The sequence below is a fragment of the Chlorobium sp. N1 genome (assembly GCF_004332115.1).
In the GTDB taxonomy this organism is placed as follows: Bacteria; Bacteroidota; Chlorobiia; order Chlorobiales; family Chlorobiaceae; genus Chlorobium.
This window is the reverse complement of the sequence record NZ_SJPA01000003.1, coordinates 235,675-258,261: the sequence shown is the minus strand read 5'-3', so window position 1 is coordinate 258,261 and position 22,587 is coordinate 235,675. Positions and strand designations below refer to the sequence as shown.

Genomic DNA, 22,587 nt, shown 5'->3' with positions numbered 1-22,587 from the left:
ATGGAAGGAACCGACCGACAGCGACCGGAAGGCGGCGACGCATTCGGCAAAAGGGTGCAGGAGAAGACCCGCTTCCAGCAGGAGCGGTACCGCGGCTCGCTCGAAGAGCTCGCCGGCGTCATGCTGGATGAGGGTGCAGTCGCCGGTGCCGAGACCTCCGATCCCCTGCTTGCGGCCTGCATGATGGTCGGCCGGGCGGCCGGGATCGCCATCACCGCACCGCCGCCCGAAGCGGAGGGTTCGCATGAGGACCCCCTGCAGGCCATCTGCCGCTACTCCGGGGTTCGGGTACGCAGGGTCACGCTCCACGGCGACAGAGGCTGGTGGGAGCATGAGAACGGACCGATCCTCGCCTTCCTGAAGGAGGAGGGCCGACCGGTCGCCCTCTTGCCGGAGGCTTCAGGAGGGTACCGTCTGGCCGACCCGGCCGGCGGCGGAGAGGGAAGAATCGACGCTGCCGTGGCCGCCGGAATCGACGGCGAGCGGGCGTGGGTCTTCTACCGCCCGCTGCCGCAGAAGGCGCTCCTCGGCCGGGAGATCATCGGGTTCGGCCTGCGGGGAAGCGGCAAAGACCTCACGCTGACCCTCTTCTACGGCATCGCCGGCGCCCTGCTCGGCCTCCTGACCCCGATCCTTACCGGCATCCTCTTCGGAACGGTCATCCCGCACTCTTCACGCAGCCAGCTGCTCCAGCTCTCGCTGATCCTCGCGGCGAGCGTGGTGGCCACCTCGGGGTTCGGCCTTGCGCGCCAGCTCGCCCTCATGCGCCTCCAGACGCGCATGGACATGCACGTCCAGCCTGCGCTGATCGACCGCCTGCTCAACCTCCCGAGCACCTTCTTCAGGAAGTTCTCTTCGGGCGACCTCACCATGCGGGTGCTCGGCGTCTCGCAGATCAAGGAGATCCTCAGCAGCGCGGTGATGACGACCATCCTCGGGCTGCTCTTCGGGCTCTCGAACCTGCTCCTGCTCTTCTACTACAGCTGGCAGCTCGCCCTCCTGGCGCTCCTTTTGACGCTCCTGCTCGTCGGGCTCACGGCCGGGGTCAGCTACCGGCAGCTGGTGCTGAACACGCAGATGCTCGAGGTTCGTGGCCGGATCTCCGGCCTGCTCGGCAACCTCCTGACGGGGATCGCGAAGATCCGCGTCACCGGTACCGAAAAATCCGCTTTTTCCCAGTGGGCAGGGCTGTTCGCCCGCGAACGGACTCTGGCGTTCGAGGCCGGCGGGCTCCAGAACGTCCTGGCAACGACGACGGCATCCTTCCCGGTGGTCGCCATGGCCGTCATCGTGGTCTCGGCGGGAAGCATGCTCTTCGGCACACACCTCGACAGCGGCTCCTTCATCGCCTTCACCACCGCCTACACCTCCTTCCAGACGAGCCTCATCCAGTCGGCCATGACCATCATCGCGAGCCTCAACGTCGTGCCGCTGTATGAACGCATCAGGCCGGTTTTCGAGTCCGTTCCCGAGGCGACGGAGCACCAGGCGCAGCCGGGAAGGCTGCAGGGGCGGATCGAGGTGCAGAACGTCGATTTCAGGTACGCCGAAGACTCGCCGCAGATCCTCCACGACGTCTCGCTCAGGGTCGAGCCGGGCGAGTTCGTCGCCATCGTCGGCGGCTCCGGCTCCGGGAAGTCCACCCTCCTGCGCCTCCTGCTCGGATTCGAGAAGCCCGATCTCGGCACCGTCTCCTACGACGGCGTCGACCTTTCCACGCTGAACGTGCAGGCCGTCCGCCGCCAGATCGGGGTGGTCATGCAGAACGGCCAGCTGCAGCCGGGCTTCGTGCTCCACTCCATCATCGGTTCGTCGACCCTGACGGTCGACGAGGCCTGGGAGGCGGCCAAAATGGCCGGCATCGACGAGGATATCCGCGCCATGCCGATGGGGATGTACACGGTGCTCAGCGAGGGGAGCGGAACCATTTCCGGAGGGCAGAAGCAGCGGCTGCTCATCGCCGGGGCGCTGGTACGCAAGCCCTCCGTCATCTTCTTCGACGAGGCCACCAGCGCCCTCGACAACCGGACGCAGGAGGTGGTCAGCGAAAGCCTCGACGGCCTCCGTTCCACGAGGATCGTCATCGCCCACCGCCTCAGCACCATCCGCAACGCCGACAGGATCTACTGCCTCGAGGGCGGCAGGATCGTCCAGCAGGGCACCTACGAGGAGCTCATGGCCGTGGAAGGCTTCTTCAGGGAACTGGCGATACGCCAGATTGCATAATCAACAACCCGTAACGACATGGATATCAGGAAGGTACGCCACACCCTATCGCTCAAGCTCAAAAGCATCCCGGCGCCGGTCTGGTTCCTCGCCGTCGTCCTTGCGGTGATGACCGGAACAGGGTTCGTGCTCCAGTCGGGCCAGGCAGAGGACGCGGTCCGGCGCGTCATCCGGCTGAACATGGACGACGTCGAGTCGATGATCGACGACTACGGCCGGGCGACCATGACGATCCGGCTCGAGTCCGACGCCCAGGCCATCGCCAAGGCGCATGCGCTCTCCTACATGATCGAACTCAAGCCCTCGATCGTCGGCGACTCGAAGGAACTCGAACGGATCAGCAGGGTGCTCGACGTCGACGAGGCGCACATCTCCGACAAGAACGGTCTGCTCGTCGGCAGCTCGCTTCCGGACTACGTCGGCTACGACATGGCCTCGAAGCCGCAGTCGAAGGCGTTCATGCTGGCGATCTACTACCGGGACTTCGAGCTTGCCCAGAAACCCCAGCCGAAGGGGATCGACGGAACCCTCTTCCAGTACGCCGGCGTGGCGCGCATCGACCGGCCGGGCATCGTGCAGGTCGGTTTCAAGCCGGAACGGCTCGAGAAGGTGATGGAGACGGCCGACATCAGCAAGGTCGCCAAGGATTGGCGGATCGGGGCGAACGGGCAGGTGATGATCGCCGATTTCGACGGGAAGATCCTCAGCACGATCGACGGCCGGCACCTCGGAGAGAGCCTTGCAGAGTACGGGTTCCCGGAAAAAGTGTTCAACGGCGCCGCGGGGGAGTTCAGGGCGAGCGTCCAGGGAGAGGCGAGCCTGTTCGTCTACCGCTTTGCCGGCAAGAACCTGATCATCGCCTCGGTGCCGGACCATGAGATCTATGGCGACAGGAACGGCAACCTGCTCGCGATGCTGCTCATCAGCATCCTCTCGCTCGGCGGTGGCTCAGTCGCGACCTCCAGAAGTCATGCGGCGCAAAAACAGGAAACGGAATGAGGAGGCCCCCCTGTCGAGAGAGAACGGGCGAAAGCGTTCATCGAGATGATGCAGACAGACGAAGCGTTCAAAAAAAAGGTCATGGCCATCGAGGATGCAGAAGGGAGGATGGCTTGCATCAATAGCGAAGGCTATGACTGCACGGAGGATGAGATCCATGATGCGGGCCTCGGGGGCCGGGGCGGGCGGATGCGGTTGGGGGCCACCGGGGGCCACCTCCCGATATTCCTTGCCGATTTCTGCGGAGGTGTACCCACAAGCAACCCCCAGCTAACCCATGGTTGTCATCGACACTGCCTGCATGCCCGAAATCAGGCTTCAGATTCCTCAGCTCGACCATCGGATCCCGGAGCAGCCGTACACCGTTCCGGCACCAGGCGCATACCCTGGCCCCGGGGAGGCCGAAGAGCGCTTCTGGACTTACGGCCCACGATGCGCTTGATCGGCCGTTCTTCGAGACCAGATCGCCCAGAGCGCCCTGCAGCCGGCGGGCACCCTCCCTGAAGCGGTCCAGGCCGCTGGAAGAAGGCGTGATTATGATGGTGGTTGTGTCTATGTTTTTTTACATCTTTTTGGCCTGGTGTCGCACGCAAAGCCGAGTAGTTTCAGTCAAAAAAAACCAAGGAGGCCCCCATGTCAGCAGAACAAGCACAAGCGTGCATCGAACGAATGAAACAGGACCCGGCGTTCCGCCAGAAGGTCATGGAGCATGAGGACGAGGCGGAGCGGATCGCATGCATCCGCAGCGAAGGATTCGACTGCACGGCCGAGGAGCTCAACCTGCTTGCCATGAGCTCCGACGCCGCATGCTGCCAGGGGGGAGTCATCGGCGCCAATTATTGCGTCCTCATGGAGAATTACCGCCGCCATTTAATCTGCTGATGGGCTCCGCGGCCCGTATCGCCTCTCACCCTGGAAACGCTCACCCTACGCCGTTACCGCCCATGAACGACCGAACCCTTTTTCAGCCGGCACCCGCGCTTGAAGACCCATGGTTCGTATCGTCCTCAACATTCGACGTCGAGGCGAAACGTCCGGATCCGAATCGACGTCAAGCCCGCCAGCGTACTTCTACTGGCCGCATTGCGGACGTGAAGGCCTCATAGGCGATCAGCTCTGGCTGTATGGAGTGGTTGAACTGACGGGTGGGGAGAAAGGCGAAACGCCCGGGAAGAGATCTCCCGGGCGCCGCTTGTGATGATGACAATCTCGCCTTTAGGCGGCCGCCTGCATCAGCTGCCGCCTCCTGACGAGAATCAGTCCCAGAGCGCCTACCCCCACAGCAGAGCCGGGGGCTCCGGCACGGGCGACGGCTCGCCCTCGATAGCCACGGCGAAGAGGACGCCGGGGCCGGAAGCCGAGGTTGATGTCGGCGATTTCCGCCGAAAGGTCCGCCACGGAACTTATGAGCAGCAGGGCGGCAAGAACGAAGCGCTTGAATGGGTTCGGCATGGTCGTACTCCCGGGTTTCGGCATGAACGAAGCGGGCCGACCCCTCCCGGAGGGGAGGAGCGAAACGAAAGAAACACGCACGGAACGCGAGAACGACAGAAAAGAAAGGGAGGGCGGTGCTGCCTAGAGGATTCTCATCGGCGAGGAGAGCGACCAGCCGACCCCGTACTCCGAGGAGAGCAGGCGCCTCGAACCGAGTTTCTCGGTTTTCGCCCTGATGCTGCCGACGACGGCCTCCAGGGCCTTATGGCCGCCGAGATCGTTCGCGCAGCCCAGCCGGACGAGCAGCACCTCTTTCGGCGCAACGTTCGGCCTTGCCGACGCGAGCTCCTCGAGCACCGTGAACTCCCTGAAGGTCAGCTTCGCCTCCGCTCCGCCGGGCGCCCTCAGCCGCCAGCCGTCCCGCCTCAACTGCCACTCCTCCTCGTACACCGCCGGCTGGCGCCTGCCGCTATGCTCCAGCGCAACCAGGTTGACGGCAAGCATGGCCAGCTCCCTGGGGTCGCAGGGCTTCGTCAAACAGAGGGTGGCCCCCGACCGGTAGGCCGCATAGCGCTCTTCGGGACTGCGGCTTTGGTCCATGAGCACCGCGCTCAGCATGGAGGGATTGCCGAGCTCCCTTTTGAGCGACACGAACCCGCAGGGGTCCAGGACGGTGTCGTCGACGAGCATCAGCGGATACTTCCCGAGCGGGGCCAGCCCCGCCAGCTCCGTTGCGGTGCCGACGACGGAGGCGATGATATCCGCCCTGCGCAGGTGGAGGCAGAGCGGATCGACAAGCGAGTTGTCGCAGGATGCGAGGAGAACGGGACGGGCGGAGGCGTTCATCGGAATCGGATGGGTTTCGGGCGGCCGGGAGCGCCGCAGGCAATGCAAGTATACTAAAAACCGCCGACACTCCGCAACGGCAGAGACCGCCCGAAGCCAAACAGCGCCCGAAAATCCCGGCGTATCGGCGCCGGCTGCTTGACAATGTCCCCGAATTACGCTAAATTACGCTCAACGCGTACATACCGTACGAAGAGCCTCTCCCATTCGACGCGGAGGACGATAGAGGAACGAACGTTCCGCCCACACCTGCAAACCATGTAAAAGGAAGAGACATGGACTCACGTTTCATAAGAAGGGTACCACGGCTGGCTCGAGCATTCGCCTGCTTCATCGCCCTCACCGGCCTGCTCCACCTCGCCCCGGCGAAGGCGGAGGCCGACACGCTCTATCTCAATTTCAACGGCGCGGCGGGCAGTTATTTAGACCCGTACAGCCCCACGGGCATCTTCACGGAAGACGGCGTCACATGGCTCAACCCGACGACCATCGGTACAACTGAAGGTACACCTGTCGCCCTATGGGACTTCTCCTCGAATCCGGCCTACCAGACGACGTACGGAATCCCGGCCTCCACCATCGCCGTAACGTATGGCACCGCCCTCGGCGGCACTGATAACGGGCTCGACAACCTCACCGAGGGTAGCTTGACATCCCTCTCGACCATGACCCTCTCCGCACCAGGATTCGAGCTGGCCTCTATCACGATGTACTACAGCACCACCTCTGGCACAGCCCCAACCCTCACGTACGGCGGCATAGACTATACGGGTATGGGAACCGGCACTTATTCGTCGCCCGGCGTCTCATACACGACCTATCAAATACCCGACTACGCAGGCGACACGATAACGCTCAGCGGAGATAGCGGAATATACGGCATGTCGATTGAGGCAAGCCCCGTCCCCGAACCCGCGACCTACCTCCTGCTCGGCATCGGCGGCCTCGCCGTCGCCTTCATCAGGAAACGCCAGCTGATGCCGCAGGCGGCCTGAAGCTCCCGACCCGCACCACCGCAGCGCCCGGAACCCCGCTTTCCGGGCGTTCTCTTTTCCCCCCTCCCCGCCCTCGGGCGCCAGGGGAGCCCCTCCCGCCTGACTGTCCTCCGGGTTCTGCATCAGCGTTGCATGGTTGGCGTTGCCGATGGCTTGGGCGAGCACCGAGTGAAGATCATCGCGCTCCCTGCCGGGGGTGAAGGACGGGTGGATGCAGAGGCGACCCTTGCCCCCTAGCGGCATCGTCGACACTGCAGCCATACCCTCAAACACGGAGAACCTCTGGCGAGTATGCATCGAACAGCTATGCCGATGGCTCAATGAGATCGACTGAGCAGGCAAGAGTGCGGCAAACCATCGCGACGTCGATCGGTCAGGAGTACACGTTCACCTCGAACGCGCCATCGCATCAAGACCGTTCTTGAAAGACCCGGCCGGCAAGACTTTCGGCAGTCGCCCTCTTGAGTTCGGGCGCAGCGCTGCCGGGAACCAGGACCCGGGCCGCCGACCCCTCGCAGACGGAGAGCACCCTCAAGAGAGGAAAAAGATCCAAACGAAGCGGGATCTCATCCAGCACCACCAGGCCGGTCAACGGATGACGCATGAACGAGCGAGCTGCCGTAAGCGCGTGGTTTTTGCCGGCCTACCGGGGACCGAAGACACAACGGGTCCAGCCTGAAGAAATCCTCATACCAGGAGACACCTAATCGCAAAAAAACGAAACGCCCCACTCGCCCCTTTTGATTCTAAGCAGAAGTCGTGGCTGGAGAACTTCGAACCACGGCGTATCTTTTCGAAGTACGGCGAAACACGAGCAACAATTTCAAGGGAAAACGATGTCAACGACGGCGAAAAGGGAGCAGGTCAGTTTCAAGCTGGAATCAGATACCAAGCGACGCCTTGAAGCGCTTGCCTCGGCAACGCGCAGAACACGGACGTTCGTCATGGAAGAGGCCGTAACTCAGTACCTGGACATGAATGAATGGCAGCTCAAATGCATCGAAGAGGGACTTGAGGACGCCAGAGCCGGCAGGTACATCGACAGCGACACTCTTATCAAGAAACTGGAGCGGCGCATTGCAGATAGCTTGGACTGAAAGGGCGCTACTGCGCCTTGCTGAAATAGAGCCCTGCATCAAACAGGACAGCGAACGCGCCGCGCTACGAACAGTACTCAAGCTGGTAACGAAGGCCAAGGAGCAGTTGGCACACCACCCCGGCAGCGGAAAACCCGGTCGCCTTTACGGAACACGAGAGCTCTATTTTTCAGGCCTGCCCTACCCTTGTAGTCTACAGGGCAGTTGCTGACACGGTACTGGTTCTTGCGGTGTTCCATACCGCCCGGCACGCCCCCAGTCCATAAGAGCAGCCATCCGCTCCAAAACGGAAAAGCCCCGTTCGGCACGCATGCTCCGAACGAGGCTATCTGGTTTATGGCCGTTCCCGGGAACTCCTGTTCAGCCCTCCACCCGCATCATCGACAGCGTCTTTGCGAGGCGCTGCTTGAGCTCCTTGCGGTGGACGATCATGTCGACGAAGCCGTGCTCGAGGAGGAACTCGGCGCGCTGGAACCCTTCGGGCAGGTCGCGCTTGATGGTGTCGCGGATGACGCGCGGTCCGGCAAAGCCGATGAGCGCCTTCGGCTCGCTGATGTTCAAATCTCCCAGCATGGCGAAGGAGGCGCTGATGCCGCCCATCGTCGGATCGGTCATGAGCGAGATGAAGGGAAGCTTCCGCTCGCCGAGGCGGGTGAGCCGCGCAGCCGTCTTGGCCATCTGCATGAGGCTGAACGCCCCTTCCATCATGCGGGCCCCTCCCGACTGCGAGATCACGATGAGCGGAGCGTTGAGTTCGATCGCCTTGTCGGCGGCGCGCGAGATCTTCTCGCCGACGACCGAACCCATCGAGCCGCCGATGAAGCCGAAGTCCATGGCCGAGATCACCAGGTCCGCTCCGGCGCTCTTGCCGTAGGCGTTGCGGCAGGCTTCCGTCTTGCCGCTCTTCTCTATGGTATCGTGCACCCGGTCCGGGTACTTCTTGGTGTCGGTGAAGCCGAGGGGATCGGCGGTGCGGAGGCAGTCGTCGAACTCCGTGAACTCCTCGTTGTCGAAGAGGATGGAAAAGTAGCGGTAGGGGGAGATGCGGAAATGGTGACCGCACTCGTTGCAGGTGTTGAGGTTCTCCTCAAGCTGGCGGCGGTGGAGCATGGCTCCGCATTCGTCGCACTTGGACCAGAGCCCTTCCGGCACGTCGCGGCGATCGGTGGTGCGTATCGAGGGTTTTATCCGTTTGAACCAGGCCATCTTTACAATTAGGGCTAAAGGTTATACATTAGGGTACAAGATATGCTGTCGGCACCAGAAACTCAAACGAAGCCTTCACGATCCCCCTGGTCTGAAGCCGATCAAACCCGGAGCGCACTCCTTGCTGAACCCGAAATCCCTCCTTCTCTCGCTTGCGGCCGCGGCCGCCCTCTGGGTTTCCGGCCCACCGGCCGAGGCGCCTGCCGCCCCGCGCACCCTCACCGTCTGGCCCGACACGCTCAGCACCCCCTCCCGCCGCTACCGGGTGGCGCCCGCCATGCGCCCGGCCCGAAAGACGGTCGGCCTCGCCCTCTCCGGCGGAGGGGCCAACGGGCTCTCGCAGATCGGCGTGCTCAAGGCGCTCGAAGAGGAAAACGTACCGGTGGACTTCATCGCCGGCACGAGCATGGGCGCCGTCATCGGCGGACTCTACAGCTGCGGCTACACCCCCCTGGAGCTCGAAAAGATCGCCCACACCCTGCCGTGGTCCTCGATCGTCACGATCGGCCGGGACGACTACTCCCGCTCGAACGTCTTCCTCGAGCAGCAGCGGGTGCGCGACCGCGCCACCGTCGCCATCCGCTTCGAGAAGTTCAAGCTCGTCATCCCCCGCTCGCTCAACTCCGCCCAGGCCCTCACCGAAACGCTCGATCTCCTGGCCCTTGGCGCCCTCTACCCCGCCGGCGGCGACTTCGGCAACCTCCCGGTGCAGTTCAGGGCGGTGACGACCGACCTCGTCACCGGGAAGCGGGTGACCATCTCCTCCGGCTCGCTCTCCGAAGCCATGCGGGCGAGCAGCACCATACCGGTCCTCTTCTCCCCCATCCGGCGCGGCTCCGAGGAGCTCGTCGACGGCGGGCTCGTCGCCAACCTTCCGGTCGACGAGCTCGACGCCTTCCGGGCCGGCTACCGCATCGCCGTCGACACCCACGGCAGCATGTACGCCAGCGGCCGCGAGCTCGACCTGCCGTGGAAGGCCGCCGACCAGGCCATGACCATCCTCACCAAGCTGCAGTACCCGGCGCAGCTCGAGCGCGCCGACATCGTCATCTCGCCGGACCTCCAGGGCCACATGGCCACCGACTTCTCCGACATCGACGAGCTCGTCAACGTCGGCTACCTGAAGGGAAAGGCGCTCGCCGGCACCATCAAGCGGAGCATCTCGGACGGCGGGCCCGAAGGCCCCCCCGTCAACATCCGCGGATGGCGGCGCGAGGTGCGCTTCCCCAGCGACAGCCCCGAATACATCGAACACTACCGGATCGTCTCGGGCATCGTGCGCAACGCCACCGACGCGAAGCGCGCGCTCGCGGAGCTGCTGGGTACCGACCTCTTCACCCGGGTACGGGCGGAGCTCGATACGAGGAGGAAGCGGGTGCTCTTCCATCTCGAGCCGCTGCCGCGGATAGAGCGGGTGCGCATCAGCGGCGGACCGGCCGGAGTGCTCTCGCCCGACCTGCAGGCGGCCCCGTTCCAACCGCTGATGGGACGCGCCTACACCAACCGGGAAGGCACCCGGGCGCTCGAGTCGCTCGTGCGCGCCTATCGCGACAAAGGCTACGTCCTCGTCAACCTCAGGACCCCTTCGCTCACAAAAGGAACGCTCTCGGTGGCGCTCACCTCCGGCAAGACCGGCGCCATCGCCGTTTCGCAGGACCGCAACATCACCGGTCCCACGCCGGTGGAACGCGAAATCAGGATCGACACCTCTCGGGCCGTCGTCTTCAGCGATGCCAAGGAGTCGATCGACAACCTCTACGAGACAGGCGTGTTCAACCGCGTCTCGGTAACGGCCGAAGAGCCCCGTCCCGACGACGAGCACCTGAATAGCGCGCTGCTCAAGTTCAAGCTCGACGAGAAGCCGGCGACCGTGGTGCGCATAGGACTGCGCTACGACGAGACAAACAACGCCCAGGCGCTCGTCGACTACCGCAACGAAAACCTCTGGGGATCGACCAGCTCGCTCGGGGGATGGCTGAAGGCCGGCCAGAAGAACAACATCGTGAACCTCGAGTTCAACATGCCGCGCATCGGCTCCACCCAGCTGACCATGTCCTCGCGCGCGTTCTACGACCAGCATCTCTTCGACCACTCGAACATCGTCTTCGACCCGCAGTTCCTCTCCCAGTCGTCCGTCGAGACCGGCAGCTACGACATCACCCGCTACGGCTTCTCCACGGCCTTCGGCAGCCGGCTCGGAAAGAACGGCAGGATCATCGCCGACGCGACCCTGCAGCATGCCGAGTCGAAACAGGACAGCGAAACCGGCGTGGCGCTTGGAACCGGGGAGGCGGATCTCCTGAGTCTCGGCTCCCAGCTGACCCTGGACTCGCGCGACAGCCAGCTCCTGCCGACGAAGGGAAACCTCACCAATATCCGCTACTCGGTGACCCCGGTCACGCTCGACAACAGCGAGCTGTTCTGGCAGTTCTCCGGAAGCCATGAGGAGAACATCCCCCTCTCCGGCCGCACCACCCTGCAGCTCTCGGGACTCTTCGGCGTGAGCAGCTCCGGCGTGCCACTCTCGGAACAGTTTTTCCTCGGAGGACCCGGAACAGCCTACAGCCGCCGCTTCGTCGGCCTTCCCGAAAACGCCCTGCCCGGCAACAACATCGCCGCCGCCGGCCTGCAGCTGCAGTACAGCCCGCCCGGCGAGATCATCTTCCCCGCCTCGCTCCGCCTCATCTACAACACGGGCAACGCATGGGACCGCCGAGGGGAGATCGCCCTGGCGCGCCTCATCCACGGCGTCGGCACCGCCGTCGTCTGGCGGACGCCCATCGGCCCGGCGCGCTTCACGGTATCGAAAGCGTTCTCGTTCCTGAGGAATGCCGACGACCAGGAGACCTCGACGCTCAGGTTCTCCGACACCGTGCTCTACTTCAGCCTCGGCCACGACTTCTGAACCGACACAAACCCATGACGAACGCGGAAAGGAAACCCGAAATACTGGTCTGCAACGACGACGGCATCGAGGCCGAGGGCATCCACGTGCTGGCCGCCTCGATGAAAAAGCTCGGCAACGTCACCGTGGTGGCCCCGGCCGATCCGCACAGCGGGATGAGCCACGCCATGACGCTCGGCGTGCCGCTGCGCATCCGCGAGTTCCGCCGCAACAACCGATTCTTCGGCCATACCGTCTCGGGCACCCCGGTCGACTGCATCAAAGTGGCCCTCAGCCACATCATGAAGCGGAAGCCCGACCTCATCGTCTCCGGCATCAACTACGGGAGCAACACCGCCATGAGCACCCTCTACTCCGGCACCGTCGCAGCGGCGCTCGAAGGGGCCATCCAGGGGGTCACCTCGCTGGCGTTCTCGCTCTCGACCTATGAGAACGCCGACTTCACCTACGCGGGCAAGTTCGCACGCAAACTCGCCCGCAGGGTGCTCGGTGAAAAACTGCCGGAAGACACCATCCTCTCGGTCAACATCCCCAACGTGGCGGAGGGTGAGATCGCCGGAGTGCAGGTCACCGGCCAGGGCCGCTCGCGCTGGTCGGAGGACGCGATCGAGCGCAACGACATGTACGGCAACCCCTACTACTGGCTGAACGGCACCCTCATGCTGCTCGACCGGGAAATGGATGAGGACGAGTTCGCCGTCCGGCGGAACTTCGTCACTATCACCCCCCTCTCGTGCGACCTGACCCGCCACAGCTTCAAAAGCACCCTCGAACAATGGAAACTGCAAAAATAGACCGGTGAACACCTTTCTTCTCGACTACGACCAGATACTGACCCCGAAAAAGGGATTCTCCCGGCTCTTCCGCGACTTCGTCTCCGAAGGCGGAAAGCGGGAGCAGCTGACGCGGGACTGCTTCCACCTCGACGAGCGCAAGGAGCCGGACTACTACCGCCAGCTCGGCATTCTCGGCTCGCGCCGTTTCGATCGCGAGAGCCTCGTGGAGATGCTGCTGCGCCAGAACCAGCGGTTCGGCGGCGGCGAAGTGCGGCAACGCGCCATCGAAAAACTCCGCTCGCCGCGCACGATGGCGGTCGTGACCGGCCAGCAGCTCGGACTCTTCACCGGGCCGCTCTACACCATCTACAAGGCGCTCTCGGCCGTCGTGCTGGCCGAACGACAGAAGGCGCTCTTCGCGGAGTACGACTTCGTCCCCGTCTTCTGGCTCGAGGGCGAGGACCACGACTACGACGAACCCAGTGAAACGTCCCTCTTCACGCCGCAGGGACTCACCCGGTTCCGGGCGGAGACCTCGCGGCGCATCCCGGACCAGACAGTCGGCAGCACCTGTTTCGACCAGTCGATCACCCGGACCGTCGAAGCGTTCCTCGAAGCGCTGCCGGAGAGCGAACACCGCGAGCATGTGGCCTCCATCGTCCGGGAGTGCTACACCCCCGGCAGCACCTTCGAAGACGCCTTCGCCTCGATGCTCGTGAAACTGATGCCCGACGAGCCGCTCGTCCTGCTCTCGCCCGCGGACCCCGCCTTCAAGCGCCTCGCCGCCGGCGTCTTCCTCCGCGAACTCGAGACCGCTCCCCAAAGCTCCTACAACGTCGTCGCCCAGAGCTCGAAACTGGAGGAACTCGGCTACGGGGCGCAGACCAAGCCCCGATCCGTCAACCTCTTCCACCTCAACCAGCACGGCCAGCGCCGGAGGATCGAACGATCCGCCGATGACCTCTTCACCTTCTCGACAGAGCGGGCCGGGTACTCCAGGCACCAGATGCTCGAGATGGTCCAGGACCATCCCGAACACTTCAGCCCGAACGTCGTGCTCCGCCCCATCGTGCAGGACACGGTGCTGCCGACCTTCGCCTACGTGGCGGGACCGGGCGAGATCAGCTACCTTGCGCAGTACCGGAAGAACTACGAACACTTCGGCATTTCGATGCCCTTCATCGTCCCGAGGGGAAGCTTCACCTTGGTGGAACCGAAAATCAGCCGCACGATGGATCGCATGCTGCAGGTGACGGGCCGGCCGGGCCAGTCGCGCCGACAGATCTACCAGGCGGTCTTCAGCGGACTCGAGGAGATAAAAAGAAAAGCGGTCGAACGGGCGGAGAACCGCTCGCTCGAGCCGCTCTTCCGGGAAACGAGGGAGGAAATAGAGCGGGCGCTCGAGCGGCTCCTGCCGACACTCTCGAAAATCGATCAGACGCTCGAGCCGATGCTGGGTGCCTCGAAGGCGCAGGCCGCCAAAATCATGGAGAACATCGAGCAGAAGACCTGGAAGGCGGGAAGGAGGAAGCATGAGGAGCTGCTCCGGCAGATCGAGAGGGCGGAGAACGCGCTCTTCCCGGAAGGGGGGCCGCAGGAGCGGCTGGTGAACGCCTGTTACTTCCTCTCCAGGCAGGGCACCGGCCTCATGGGAACGCTCAAGGAGCAGCTCCGGGCCCACTCGAGCGAGTCGCACATCGTCCTCGAGCTGTAAGGGGGAAGGGGAGCCGGAAGGCGCCGGAGGTGAGGGCTACTCGGGACCGCAGACCACCTCGCCGTCGCCGGTCTCGCGCGTCAGGATCTGGCAGCACTTGCAGACCATGAAGCGCAGCTCGGAGGGCGAGGCCCCCTCGAGGAGCTTTTTGGCTGCGACCTTGATCTCCTGGCGGTAGACCTTGGTCTTCGGCAGCTGCAGGCCGCGTTTCTTGTGGATGTACTGCGACACTGCCGCAGGGGTCACGCCGAGCAGCTTGGCGGCCTGCGACTGGGTCATGCCGGTCTTGACCAGCTCTATGGCAAGATCCGCGCGGATCTGGGGAAGGTTGTACCAGACCGCTTTTTCACAGGGAAATATCACGATGACGTCGTCTAAAAGTTGAACTCGAATCCGTACACACACATGCCGAAAGCGAAGCGCGCCGCCGCAGGCTGGGCCATCCTGCTCCTCATCCTCATGCAGTTCGCCCCTCTCGGGCGGCTGAACCCGCCCGCCCCAGCTCCGCTGAAGGCGCCGGAGCCGGTCCAAAAGGCACTGCAGAACGCCTGCTACGACTGCCACTCCTTCGAGACCCGCTGGCCGAGGGCGGCCTACGTCGCACCTGCATCCTGGCTCATCGCCGGTACGATCGAACGGGGCCGCCGGGCGCTGAACTTCTCCGTGTGGCCTGCGGCAGGCTCCGCCGAAGAGAAGGTGGGTGCGGCCGCCGTCCTGGCCGTGATCCCCGACGCCGTAGGCCATCAGCCGCTGTACTACGCGGCGAACCCGAACAGAAGACCCGCAATCATCGAGAAAGAGGAGCTCACCGCCTGGTTCGGCTCGCTCCGGAACAGGCAGTGAAGGAACGCCCGCCCGGCCCTAAAAATTCAGCGAGTACCCCTCCGGATAGAACGCCCGGATGACGGGCAGCACCTCTTCGGGAGCGTCGACGAGGTAGATGAACCCGAGATCCTCCGGCGAGATGAACCCGTGCTCTGCGAGCATCGAATCCCTGATCCACCCGTAGAGTCCCTCCCAATAGGATTTCCCGACCAATATAACAGGAAAGCGCGCACTTTTGCCCGTCTGGATGAGCGTAATCGCCTCGGAGACCTCGTCGAGCGTCCCGAACCCGCCCGGCAGGGCGATGAAGGCCTGGGAGTACTTGAGGAACATCACCTTCCGCACGAAGAAATACTGGAACCCGACGAGACGGCCGGGATCGATGTAGCGGTTGGGAAGCTGCTGGTTGGGAAGCTTGATGTTGAAGCCGATCGAGCTGCCGCCCGCCTCCTGCGCCCCGCGGTTGGCCGCCTCCATGACGCCCGGCCCTCCGCCGGTCAGGACCGCCAGGCCCTCCTGCGCGAGCAGGCCGCCGATCGAATGCGCGAGCCGGTACTCTTCGCTCTCCTCCCCGACACGGGTCGAGCCGAAAACGCTGACGGCGGGGCCGGCGTCCGCCATCACCTCGAAGCCGCTGACGAACTCCGCCATGATCTTGAAGACACGCCAGCCGTCGACCATGAAGTCGCCCTGGTGACCGTTCGAGGGCAGCGGCGGCGGAAGAGGGGGCCCGGTGCTCCCGCCGGAGTGCGGCGGCATCGTCTTCGTGTCCATGATTTTCAGCGGCAGAGTTCGAGGAAGTTCCCGATAATCTTCATCCCTTCGTCCGTCATGATCGATTCGGGATGGAACTGTACGCCGTACAGGCCGAGCTCCTCGCTGTCCATCCCCATGATGACGCCGTCCTCGGTCCATGCCCGGACGGTGAGGCTTCCGGGCAGGCTCTCGCGTTCGACGACGAGCGAGTGGTAGCGGGTGGCGGTGAAGGGGTTCTCCAGTCCGCGGAACACGCCCCGTCCGTCATGGAACACCCGGGAGGTCTTGCCGTGCATGATCTGGCGGGCCCGCACCACCCTGCCGCCGAGGGCGGCGCCGATGGACTGGTGGCCGAGGCAGACACCGAAGAGCGGGATGCGCCCCTTTGCGGCATGGATCAGGGGAATCGATATGCCGGCGTCGTCCGGGGTGCCGGGGCCCGGGGAGATGACGATCCCGCGGGGAGCCATCCCGACCGCATCCTCCACCGAGATCTCGTCGTTGCGGAAGACCGAGACCTCGGCGCCGGACAGGCCGATGTACTGCACCAGGTTGTAGGTGAACGAATCGTAGTTGTCGACGACGAGAATCATCAGGGAGGGTTGCTTATGGTGTTAGACTGATACTGCGTGAAGAGCAAAGGCCGCGGCGGCCGAGCGGAACATGGCCTCGTACTCGGTACTCATGTCGACCTGGCGTCGCGCCATCGCCGTCCGTGCGGTTTGGAGCGCGCGCTCCGCCTCGTGGGCTGCGAAGCCGCCGCTGCCGCCCCAGGCGAACGAAGGGATCTCCTTCGGCTGCAGGCCGGCGCCGAAGATGTTGCAGCCGAAACCGGCGACGGTGCCGGTGTTGAAGAGGGTGCCGATGGCCGAGCGGGTGTGCTCGCCCATCATGAGCCCGAGGAAGCGCTGCCCCGTCTCCTCCTCGCGGCCGCCCCGCACGATGCGGACGGGGCCGTAGGTATTCTTGAGGTCCGAGGTGGTCGTTCCCGCGCCGAGGTTGCACCAGCTGGAGAGGTAGCTGTGCCCGAGGAAGCCGTCGTGCTGTTTGTTGGCGTACCCCTCGACGATGGAATCCTCGACCTCTCCGCCGACTTTCGAGCGGCGGCCGATGGAGACGTTGCTGTAGACGCGCGCCATGGCCTTCACCCGGGCTCCCTCGCCGAGGTGGACGTTCTGCATGAGGAGCGCCAGCGGCTCGACGACGGCGCCCGGCCCCACGGAGACGAACCCGCCGTCGGCGTCGAGCACGGCGCCCGCCCGGACGACGGCGCCGGGGGCGACCCAGGTCGCCGACGGATCGGTCACGACGGCCGAAGGGTGCAGCTCTCCCTCGATCCGGCCGAGCGGCAGCATCTCCGCGTCGCGCCGGAGCTCCTCCTCGTGGAAGGCGATCGGGTCCCAGAGGTTTGAGAGGAGCCTGAAGCCTTCGACGGCTTCAAGCCGCAGCTCCCGCTGCAGCCGGAGGGTGTCGAAAAGGTCGGGGAAGAGGCCGTCGTCCCCCGCGACCATGGAGGCGGGAACGCGGGCCAGGAGCAGCTGCCCCTGCTGCACCCAGGCGGTGCCGGGCCGGAAATCACCGGCAGAGAGGAACGAGGCGAGCCGCTCGTCCGAAACCAGCCTGCCGTTGAGCAGGAGGATGTCCTCTTCGTGAAGGCGGTTCACCGGAGCGGAAGGGGCCTGGAGGGCATACCAGGGAGCGAGGCTCCGGCGGAGGTGGTAGGTGAAGGAGAGGGAGGGCGCGCGGCGCTCGAACTTTTCGCGCAGCGTCAAAAGGCCGCTTGTCAGGGCATAGACCGGCTTGAGCCCCACGAGAGGCATCAGCCGTTCGACCAGCGCATCTTCAAAGACAAGGACCTGCATGACAAGTTCGCTCCATTGTAGAATATCGTGTTCCGGGGGCGCTCCACCCCTCAGGCTTCCGGCAAGAGCATCTCGAGCCCGCCCGGCACCGCCTCGATGGAGAGCTCTCCGCCGACCCCCCGGTAGACCTCCCCGTCCATATGCAGCACCTCGGGACCGGTGAGCCGCAGCTCGATACGCCGCGCCCTGCAGACGAGGACCCGCGGGTGCCGCGCCTGGGTTCCGCGGAGGTAGCGCAGGATGAGTCCGGGAAGCGCAATCGGGTGGATCGCCCTCAGGATGCAGACGTCCAGGAGTCCGTCCCGGAGATCGGCCCCGGGTGCGATCCGGAACTTCCCGCCCTCGACACTTCCGTTGCCGACAGAGAAGGCGAAGACCGGCTCGTCAAGCACCACCCGGCGGTCGGGAAGCGTGATTTCAATATGCATTTTTACCGGCGCATAACCTATAAGGACGCGCAGAAGGGCAGAGACGTAGCGCAGCTCCCCACTCAGGAGCCGCGAGCGCCCGACGGCGCCGGCGATGCGGCCGGTGAAGCCGAGGCCGAGGGAGTTGATGAAGTGCCGCTCTTTTCCCCCGCCGAACGCCACCCGGCCGATATCGACCCGGGTACGGCGGCTGCCGGGAAGGGCGCCCGATTCGGGGCTGAAGCTTTTCAGGAAGTCGTTTGCCGAACCGAGCGGCAGCACCCCAAGGGCGGTGCCGGTACCGGCGACGGCGTTGAGGATCTCGTGCAGCGTGCCGTCGCCGCCGCAGGCGACAAGGGAACGGCCGCGGGATGCCGCCTCGACGGCAAGTTCGACGGCATGGCCCGCATGGCGGCTTACGGCGACCTCCGCCTGCGGCGGCAGGGAGGACGTGCGCAGGAGGTCGTCGAGGCGGCGCCGGGCTCGGCCTCCCCCGGCACAGGGATTGACGATGAAGGTCAAAAAGGGCTCAGTTGCCATAGAAGAAAGGATTCAAGTAAAAAATGCGCCGTATTCCCGAGCACATAACGAACGGTCGAAAACACTTACTCCATCGCAGTATTCGAGACCAAATAGAAGTATTTTTATCAGAAAACGTCAAAAAAAGTTGGATATCTGCGGGGAAAAGACCAATATTACATCAAGCAACATACAGTAAAGCGGGAAGTAGTTCACCCGACACGAAACAGGATGCGTGGTAACGGCGGAAAAATAGCAAAAAAAATCCATTGGGAGAGCCTCCACGACGATGAGGGCTACGTCAAGAAGATCCGCCATGTAACAGGAAGCATCCTGCATATCTGGGTCGAGGCGGACCGGGACATCGCTCTCAGCAGGATGGACACGGCGATGCTCGACCGTGCCGTCAGGGAGTGCGGACTCGGCAAAGAGGCGGTCACGCTGCTCTGGGACCTCAGCCATGTCGGCGAGGTGAACCTCAGCTACAAGCAGTCGATCGCCGATATCATCTTCAACTGGTCGCCGGGGTTGCGGTGCGTCGTTTTTTTCAACGTAAAGGAACCCGTCCGCGTCGTCGTCGAATCATTCATCGCCATCGTGCCCGAAGGGATCGACGCCATCATGGCGACCACGTACGAAGATGCCGAAGCGAAGGCGGAGGCCGTTCTCGGAGGAACCCAGGAAGAGAAAAACGGCCGGACGGCGGCGGAGTGCAGCCAGATCCGGGCCAAAAACGAATTTCTTGCGGCAGTTGCAAGAATATCATGGATGAATATGCTCGACCAGCATATCGCCATCCCTTCACCCGACAACCGGTTCCACTTGTTTTTCAAGGCCGTCGAGGCGATGCAGTCGGACCTCAGGGCCAAGGAGAGCGAGAAGGAGATGGAACTGGATAAACTCAAACAAGAGCTCGAACAACGACTCACACACATGGTAATCAAAATGAATGCACAGACGGAGCTGAACAAGAAGTCCGGCAGGGACTTCGAGAAGGAGATCGCCGAGCTGAAGGCGAGGATCGCCACGCAGGACATGGAACTGACGAGGGTGTCGACGGCAATCGCGGAAAAAACCACCGCGCTGCGCAACCTGCTCGACCAGATCTACGCCCTCGACATCGACCCGACCCAGAAGCGGCAGATGACCGACTCGTGCCTGAGCCTGATCGAAACGGAAACCATCGAGAAGCGCCTGAACATAGAGCTCACCGAAGCCGACAGCGTCTTCCTCTCGAAGCTGCAGAAGAAGCACCCGAACCTCAACCAGCGGGAACTGCGCATCAGCCTGCTCGTGAAGCTGAACTACGACACGCGGGAAATCGCCCGTTCGGTCGGCATCTCGACGAGGGGCATGGAGAGCATCCGCTACCGGATGCACAAGAAGCTCGGCCTCGGCAAGCACCAGTCGATCAAGACCTACCTCTCCGACCTGGCCGTCACCATGTAAGCACTCCCCTCTCGGGGAAGGCGCAGGGAGATACCGAAGTACGCCCTCAGGGAGCGGGACAGAAGCCGTTGCAGGCATGTCCAGCCCCCTGAGGGCGCTTTTTTTCCGGCCGAACCGGGGCCCGACTCAGGCGATGCAGAGGCTCTTGACGTTGACGAACTCGCGGATGCCGTAACGGGCGAGCTCACGGCCGTATCCCGACTGCTTGACGCCGCCGAAGGGAAGGCGCGGATCGGACTTCACCATGCCGTTGATGAAGCAGTTTCCGGTATCGAGCCTGGCCGCGATGGCCATAGCCCGGTCCAGGTCCGCCGAGAACACCGCCGAGCCGAGGCCGAAGGGGGTATCGTTCGCGATCATCACCGCCTCCTGGTCGTCCCGGGCTTCGATCAGTGTCGCCACCGGCCCGAACAGCTCCTCGCTGTAACAGGCCATTCCGGCCTTCACCCCCGAAAGCACCGTCGGCGGATAGAAGTAGCCCTTCCGTTCGGGTACGGCGCCGCCGCAGAGCAGCCGCGCCCCGCCGGCGATGCTGCGCGCCACCTGGCTGTGGAGCTCATCGCGCAGATCCCGCCGGGCGATCGGGCCGACCTCGACCGAAGAATCGAAGGGGTCGCCCATCACCGCGCCCCGCATCCGCTCGAGCAGGAGGCTTTCGAACTCCTCCATGAGGGACGAGTGCACGATGAAGCGCTTGGCGGCGATGCAGCTCTGGCCGCTGTTGAGCAGGCGGGCCGCTGCGCAGTGCTGGACCGCCTGGCGCACGTCGGCATCGTCGAGCACGATGTAGGGATCGCTGCCTCCGAGCTCGAGCACGCTGCGCTTGAGCGCATGGCCCGCCTTCGTTGCGACGGCGCGTCCCGCGCCGGTGCTGCCGGTCACCGAGACGGCCGCCACGGCCGGATGGTCGATGAGGAACCCGCTCAGGCGGTCGACCTCCTCGAGGTCGATGTGCACGGCGCGGTAGAGGTGCTCGGGAAAACCCGCCCGGAGGAAAAGCGACTCCATCGCGACCGACGAGCCGGTGACGTTGGGGGCGTGCTTGACGAGAATGCCGTTGCCGGCCATCAGGGCCGGGACGGCGAAACGGAATACCTGCCAGAAGGGGAAGTTCCAGGGCATGACGCCGAGCACCAGGCCGATGGGGTCGAAACGCACGACACTCCGCATGCCGTCGAGCTCGCTCTCCTCCGGCCGGAGGAACTGCTCGGCATGATCGGCGTAGTAGCTGCAGACCCAGGCCGACTTTTTGACCTCCGCCACCGCCTGCGAGAGGGGCTTGCCCATCTCGCGGCTGATCAGCTCGGCATGCTGCCCGGCCTCCTCTTCGAGAAGGGCGGCAAGGCGGTGCATGGCCTTACGGCGCTCTTCGGGCGCGCTGTTCCTCCAGGAGCGGTAGGCGGCGTCGGCTTGAGCGACGAGTTCGCCGAGCTCCCGCTCGTCCATTGCCGGATAGGTGGCGAGCACCTCCTCCGTTGCAGGATTGACGGTCGTGATCATGATCTCTATGGTTTCAGGGTCTCGGAAATACACTTACAACGGATGAACTGTAAAGGTACGGATTTCGGCGCTACCGGAAAACCCCCGCAGCGCAGCGTTCAGTCTCCGTCCTCAAGGCCCTCGTAGAGGGCCAGGTAGCTCTCGTAGCGGGAGGGGTGCACGAGGCCCTCTTCGGCGGCACGCCGCACCGCGCAGCCGGGCTCCACCGTGTGCGAACATGAGGAGAAGGAGCAGGAGGGCATGAGCGGGAGGAACTCACGGAAGAAGAACCGGAGGTTTTCGCGGCTGATGCCGGAAAGACTGAACTCGCGGATGCCGGGAGTGTCGATCGCATGCCCCCCGCCCGGGAGGCGGAGCATGACGGCGCGGCTCGTGGTATGCACCCCCTTGCCGCTCTTCGAGCTCGTGCGGGAGGTCTGGAGGCGCTTCTCGACCTGGATGCGGTTGATGAGGCTCGACTTGCCCACCCCGGAGTGGCCGCTGAAGGCCGAAACCCGGCCCTCGAGCGCCTGGAGGAGCGGCTCGATTCCGATCCCCTTCTTCGCACTCAGGTGCAGCACCCGGTAGCCGAGCTCCCCGTAGAGCTCCATTGCCGCCACGGCCTCGCCCTTCGGGTCGAGATCCGACTTGTTGACGATGAGGAGCGGCTCGAGCTGCTCCGACTCGGCGAAGGCCAGATAGCGGTCGATGAGGCGGAGACTCGGCGGAGGGTCGAAGGCGGAGGAGACCACCACCAGCTGGTCGATGTTGGCCGCAATGACCTGCACCTTCTCCCGGCTTCGGTTCCGCCTCGGGTCGCGCCGCCTGGAAAGGACGCTCTGGCGCCGCAGCACTTCGGTGATGACGGCCTCCGCCACCCCGCCCTCTCCCGGAGAGGGCCTGAGCAGCACCATATCGCCGACGGCGACGAGCGAGCTGCCCTCGTTATGGCTTTTCGTCAGGGGGACGGTCCGGGAGCGGTAGAGGGTCCCGTCGGGAGCCTCGGCCATGTAGAAGGCACCGGCCGCCTCGACGACCATGCATGGCGAGAGTACGGCCGCCCCGCTGCCCTGTATTTTCGGATGACCCATA

21 protein-coding genes and 1 pseudogene are annotated in these 22,587 nt (G+C 64.2%); 11 read left to right on the top strand and 11 right to left on the bottom strand.

Annotation, left to right across the window (positions count from 1 at the left end):
- The 4 genes and pseudogenes from E0L29_RS06595 to E0L29_RS06580 all read left to right on the top strand — a co-directional run bounded on the left by E0L29_RS06595 (position 1) and on the right by E0L29_RS06580 (position 4,107).
- Positions 1–2,226: an NHLP bacteriocin export ABC transporter permease/ATPase subunit gene (locus E0L29_RS06595; RefSeq protein WP_131356597.1), complete on the top strand. Its 2,226-nt coding sequence runs from the start codon at positions 1–3 to the stop codon at positions 2,224–2,226.
- 18 nt (positions 2,227–2,244) lie between these two features.
- On the top strand, positions 2,245–3,225 hold the full coding sequence (locus E0L29_RS06590) for a cache domain-containing protein (RefSeq protein ID WP_242664303.1): 981 nt from the start codon (positions 2,245–2,247) through the stop codon (positions 3,223–3,225).
- 33 nt (positions 3,226–3,258) lie between these two features.
- A pseudogene (locus E0L29_RS06585) lies at positions 3,259–3,729 on the top strand (Nif11-like leader peptide family RiPP precursor); the annotation flags it as partial.
- 129 nt (positions 3,730–3,858) lie between these two features.
- Positions 3,859–4,107: a Nif11-like leader peptide family RiPP precursor gene (locus E0L29_RS06580; RefSeq protein WP_131356591.1), complete on the top strand. Its 249-nt coding sequence runs from the start codon at positions 3,859–3,861 to the stop codon at positions 4,105–4,107.
- A gap of 333 nt (positions 4,108–4,440) precedes the next feature.
- Here the strand turns inward: E0L29_RS06580 and E0L29_RS06575 are convergent, their stop codons facing one another.
- The gene (locus E0L29_RS06575; RefSeq protein ID WP_131356588.1) at positions 4,441–4,677 is read right to left on the bottom strand and encodes a hypothetical protein; all 237 of its coding nucleotides are present in this window, start codon (positions 4,675–4,677) and stop codon (positions 4,441–4,443) included.
- Positions 4,678–4,800: 123 nt separating this feature from the next.
- Entirely contained in the window at positions 4,801–5,505 is a 705-nt protein-coding gene (locus E0L29_RS06570) for a response regulator transcription factor (RefSeq protein ID WP_131356585.1), read from the bottom strand.
- 275 nt (positions 5,506–5,780) lie between these two features.
- Between E0L29_RS06570 and E0L29_RS06565 the strand changes: the two genes are divergently transcribed.
- Positions 5,781–6,500 (top strand): PEP-CTERM sorting domain-containing protein, encoded by a 720-nt coding sequence (locus tag E0L29_RS06565; RefSeq protein ID WP_131356582.1) that lies wholly within the window; start codon positions 5,781–5,783, stop codon positions 6,498–6,500.
- 409 nt (positions 6,501–6,909) lie between these two features.
- Here E0L29_RS06565 and E0L29_RS06560 read toward each other — a convergent pair whose 3' ends face one another.
- Positions 6,910–7,104, bottom strand: coding sequence for a hypothetical protein (locus E0L29_RS06560; RefSeq protein ID WP_207387758.1), 195 nt, complete (start codon positions 7,102–7,104; stop codon positions 6,910–6,912).
- 232 nt (positions 7,105–7,336) lie between these two features.
- Between E0L29_RS06560 and E0L29_RS06555 the strand changes: the two genes are divergently transcribed.
- The gene (locus E0L29_RS06555; protein WP_131356579.1) at positions 7,337–7,597 is read left to right on the top strand and encodes a CopG family ribbon-helix-helix protein; all 261 of its coding nucleotides are present in this window, start codon (positions 7,337–7,339) and stop codon (positions 7,595–7,597) included.
- Positions 7,598–7,957: 360 nt separating this feature from the next.
- On the opposite strand, the gene accD is transcribed toward E0L29_RS06555, so the two are convergent.
- Positions 7,958–8,803, bottom strand: coding sequence for an acetyl-CoA carboxylase, carboxyltransferase subunit beta (accD, locus tag E0L29_RS06550; RefSeq protein WP_131356576.1), 846 nt, complete (start codon positions 8,801–8,803; stop codon positions 7,958–7,960).
- 121 nt (positions 8,804–8,924) lie between these two features.
- Between accD and E0L29_RS06545 the strand changes: the two genes are divergently transcribed.
- Genes E0L29_RS06545 through bshC form a run of 3 tightly spaced genes read left to right on the top strand, consistent with a single transcriptional unit; the run spans position 8,925 to position 14,198 of the window.
- Positions 8,925–11,708: a BamA/TamA family outer membrane protein gene (locus E0L29_RS06545; RefSeq protein ID WP_347564590.1), complete on the top strand. Its 2,784-nt coding sequence runs from the start codon at positions 8,925–8,927 to the stop codon at positions 11,706–11,708.
- 14 nt (positions 11,709–11,722) lie between these two features.
- Positions 11,723–12,502 carry a 5'/3'-nucleotidase SurE gene (gene surE / locus E0L29_RS06540; protein WP_131356573.1) on the top strand — a complete coding sequence of 260 codons (780 nt, stop codon included), beginning with the start codon at positions 11,723–11,725 and terminating at the stop codon, positions 12,500–12,502.
- A 4-nt stretch (positions 12,503–12,506) separates the two neighbouring features.
- Positions 12,507–14,198, top strand: coding sequence for a bacillithiol biosynthesis cysteine-adding enzyme BshC (gene bshC, locus E0L29_RS06535; RefSeq protein WP_131356570.1), 1,692 nt, complete (start codon positions 12,507–12,509; stop codon positions 14,196–14,198).
- A gap of 36 nt (positions 14,199–14,234) precedes the next feature.
- On the opposite strand, the gene E0L29_RS06530 is transcribed toward bshC, so the two are convergent.
- Positions 14,235–14,561 carry a helix-turn-helix domain-containing protein gene (locus tag E0L29_RS06530; RefSeq protein WP_131356567.1) on the bottom strand — a complete coding sequence of 109 codons (327 nt, stop codon included), beginning with the start codon at positions 14,559–14,561 and terminating at the stop codon, positions 14,235–14,237.
- 42 nt (positions 14,562–14,603) lie between these two features.
- Between E0L29_RS06530 and E0L29_RS06525 the strand changes: the two genes are divergently transcribed.
- Complete coding sequence (locus E0L29_RS06525) at positions 14,604–15,041, top strand: heme-binding domain-containing protein (RefSeq protein ID WP_131356564.1); 438 nt, start codon at positions 14,604–14,606, stop codon at positions 15,039–15,041.
- Between the two features lie 18 nt (positions 15,042–15,059).
- Here the strand turns inward: E0L29_RS06525 and E0L29_RS06520 are convergent, their stop codons facing one another.
- From E0L29_RS06520 to E0L29_RS06505, 4 genes are read right to left on the bottom strand one after another with little or no spacing between them, the layout of a single operon-like run.
- Positions 15,060–15,782, bottom strand: coding sequence for a TIGR00730 family Rossman fold protein (locus tag E0L29_RS06520; protein ID WP_242664306.1), 723 nt, complete (start codon positions 15,780–15,782; stop codon positions 15,060–15,062).
- A 20-nt stretch (positions 15,783–15,802) separates the two neighbouring features.
- Positions 15,803–16,372: an aminodeoxychorismate/anthranilate synthase component II gene (locus E0L29_RS06515; RefSeq protein WP_131356561.1), complete on the bottom strand. Its 570-nt coding sequence runs from the start codon at positions 16,370–16,372 to the stop codon at positions 15,803–15,805.
- A gap of 21 nt (positions 16,373–16,393) precedes the next feature.
- A complete protein-coding gene (locus E0L29_RS06510; protein WP_131356558.1) occupies positions 16,394–17,641 on the bottom strand; it encodes a GlmU family protein in 1,248 nt (415 codons plus the stop codon).
- Between the two features lie 50 nt (positions 17,642–17,691).
- Entirely contained in the window at positions 17,692–18,588 is an 897-nt protein-coding gene (locus tag E0L29_RS06505) for a diacylglycerol kinase family protein (RefSeq protein ID WP_131356555.1), read from the bottom strand.
- A gap of 210 nt (positions 18,589–18,798) precedes the next feature.
- Between E0L29_RS06505 and E0L29_RS06500 the strand changes: the two genes are divergently transcribed.
- Positions 18,799–20,016, top strand: coding sequence for a transcriptional regulator (locus E0L29_RS06500; RefSeq protein WP_131356553.1), 1,218 nt, complete (start codon positions 18,799–18,801; stop codon positions 20,014–20,016).
- A gap of 126 nt (positions 20,017–20,142) precedes the next feature.
- Here the strand turns inward: E0L29_RS06500 and E0L29_RS06495 are convergent, their stop codons facing one another.
- Both E0L29_RS06495 and rsgA read right to left on the bottom strand, forming a co-directional pair.
- On the bottom strand, positions 20,143–21,516 hold the full coding sequence (locus E0L29_RS06495; RefSeq protein WP_131356551.1) for an NAD-dependent succinate-semialdehyde dehydrogenase: 1,374 nt from the start codon (positions 21,514–21,516) through the stop codon (positions 20,143–20,145).
- Between the two features lie 98 nt (positions 21,517–21,614).
- Entirely contained in the window at positions 21,615–22,586 is a 972-nt protein-coding gene (gene rsgA, locus E0L29_RS06490; RefSeq protein ID WP_131356548.1) for a ribosome small subunit-dependent GTPase A, read from the bottom strand.
- Between the last annotated feature and the right edge of the window lies 1 nt (position 22,587).

Coding starts and splice junctions, on each gene's coding strand:
- E0L29_RS06595 (WP_131356597.1), top strand. CDS start 1: ATGGAAGGAACCGACCGACAGCGACCGGAAGGCGGCGACGCATTCGGC.
- E0L29_RS06590 (WP_242664303.1), top strand. CDS start 2,245: ATGGATATCAGGAAGGTACGCCACACCCTATCGCTCAAGCTCAAAAGC.
- E0L29_RS06580 (WP_131356591.1), top strand. CDS start 3,859: ATGTCAGCAGAACAAGCACAAGCGTGCATCGAACGAATGAAACAGGAC.
- E0L29_RS06575 (WP_131356588.1), bottom strand. CDS start 4,677: ATGCCGAACCCATTCAAGCGCTTCGTTCTTGCCGCCCTGCTGCTCATA.
- E0L29_RS06570 (WP_131356585.1), bottom strand. CDS start 5,505: ATGAACGCCTCCGCCCGTCCCGTTCTCCTCGCATCCTGCGACAACTCG.
- E0L29_RS06565 (WP_131356582.1), top strand. CDS start 5,781: ATGGACTCACGTTTCATAAGAAGGGTACCACGGCTGGCTCGAGCATTC.
- E0L29_RS06560 (WP_207387758.1), bottom strand. CDS start 7,104: ATGCGTCATCCGTTGACCGGCCTGGTGGTGCTGGATGAGATCCCGCTT.
- E0L29_RS06555 (WP_131356579.1), top strand. CDS start 7,337: ATGTCAACGACGGCGAAAAGGGAGCAGGTCAGTTTCAAGCTGGAATCA.
- accD (WP_131356576.1), bottom strand. CDS start 8,803: ATGGCCTGGTTCAAACGGATAAAACCCTCGATACGCACCACCGATCGC.
- surE (WP_131356573.1), top strand. CDS start 11,723: ATGACGAACGCGGAAAGGAAACCCGAAATACTGGTCTGCAACGACGAC.
- E0L29_RS06525 (WP_131356564.1), top strand. CDS start 14,604: ATGCCGAAAGCGAAGCGCGCCGCCGCAGGCTGGGCCATCCTGCTCCTC.
- E0L29_RS06520 (WP_242664306.1), bottom strand. CDS start 15,782: ATGCCGCCGCACTCCGGCGGGAGCACCGGGCCCCCTCTTCCGCCGCCG.
- E0L29_RS06515 (WP_131356561.1), bottom strand. CDS start 16,372: ATGATTCTCGTCGTCGACAACTACGATTCGTTCACCTACAACCTGGTG.
- E0L29_RS06510 (WP_131356558.1), bottom strand. CDS start 17,641: ATGCAGGTCCTTGTCTTTGAAGATGCGCTGGTCGAACGGCTGATGCCT.
- E0L29_RS06505 (WP_131356555.1), bottom strand. CDS start 18,588: ATGGCAACTGAGCCCTTTTTGACCTTCATCGTCAATCCCTGTGCCGGG.
- E0L29_RS06500 (WP_131356553.1), top strand. CDS start 18,799: ATGCGTGGTAACGGCGGAAAAATAGCAAAAAAAATCCATTGGGAGAGC.
- E0L29_RS06495 (WP_131356551.1), bottom strand. CDS start 21,516: ATGATCACGACCGTCAATCCTGCAACGGAGGAGGTGCTCGCCACCTAT.
- rsgA (WP_131356548.1), bottom strand. CDS start 22,586: ATGGGTCATCCGAAAATACAGGGCAGCGGGGCGGCCGTACTCTCGCCA.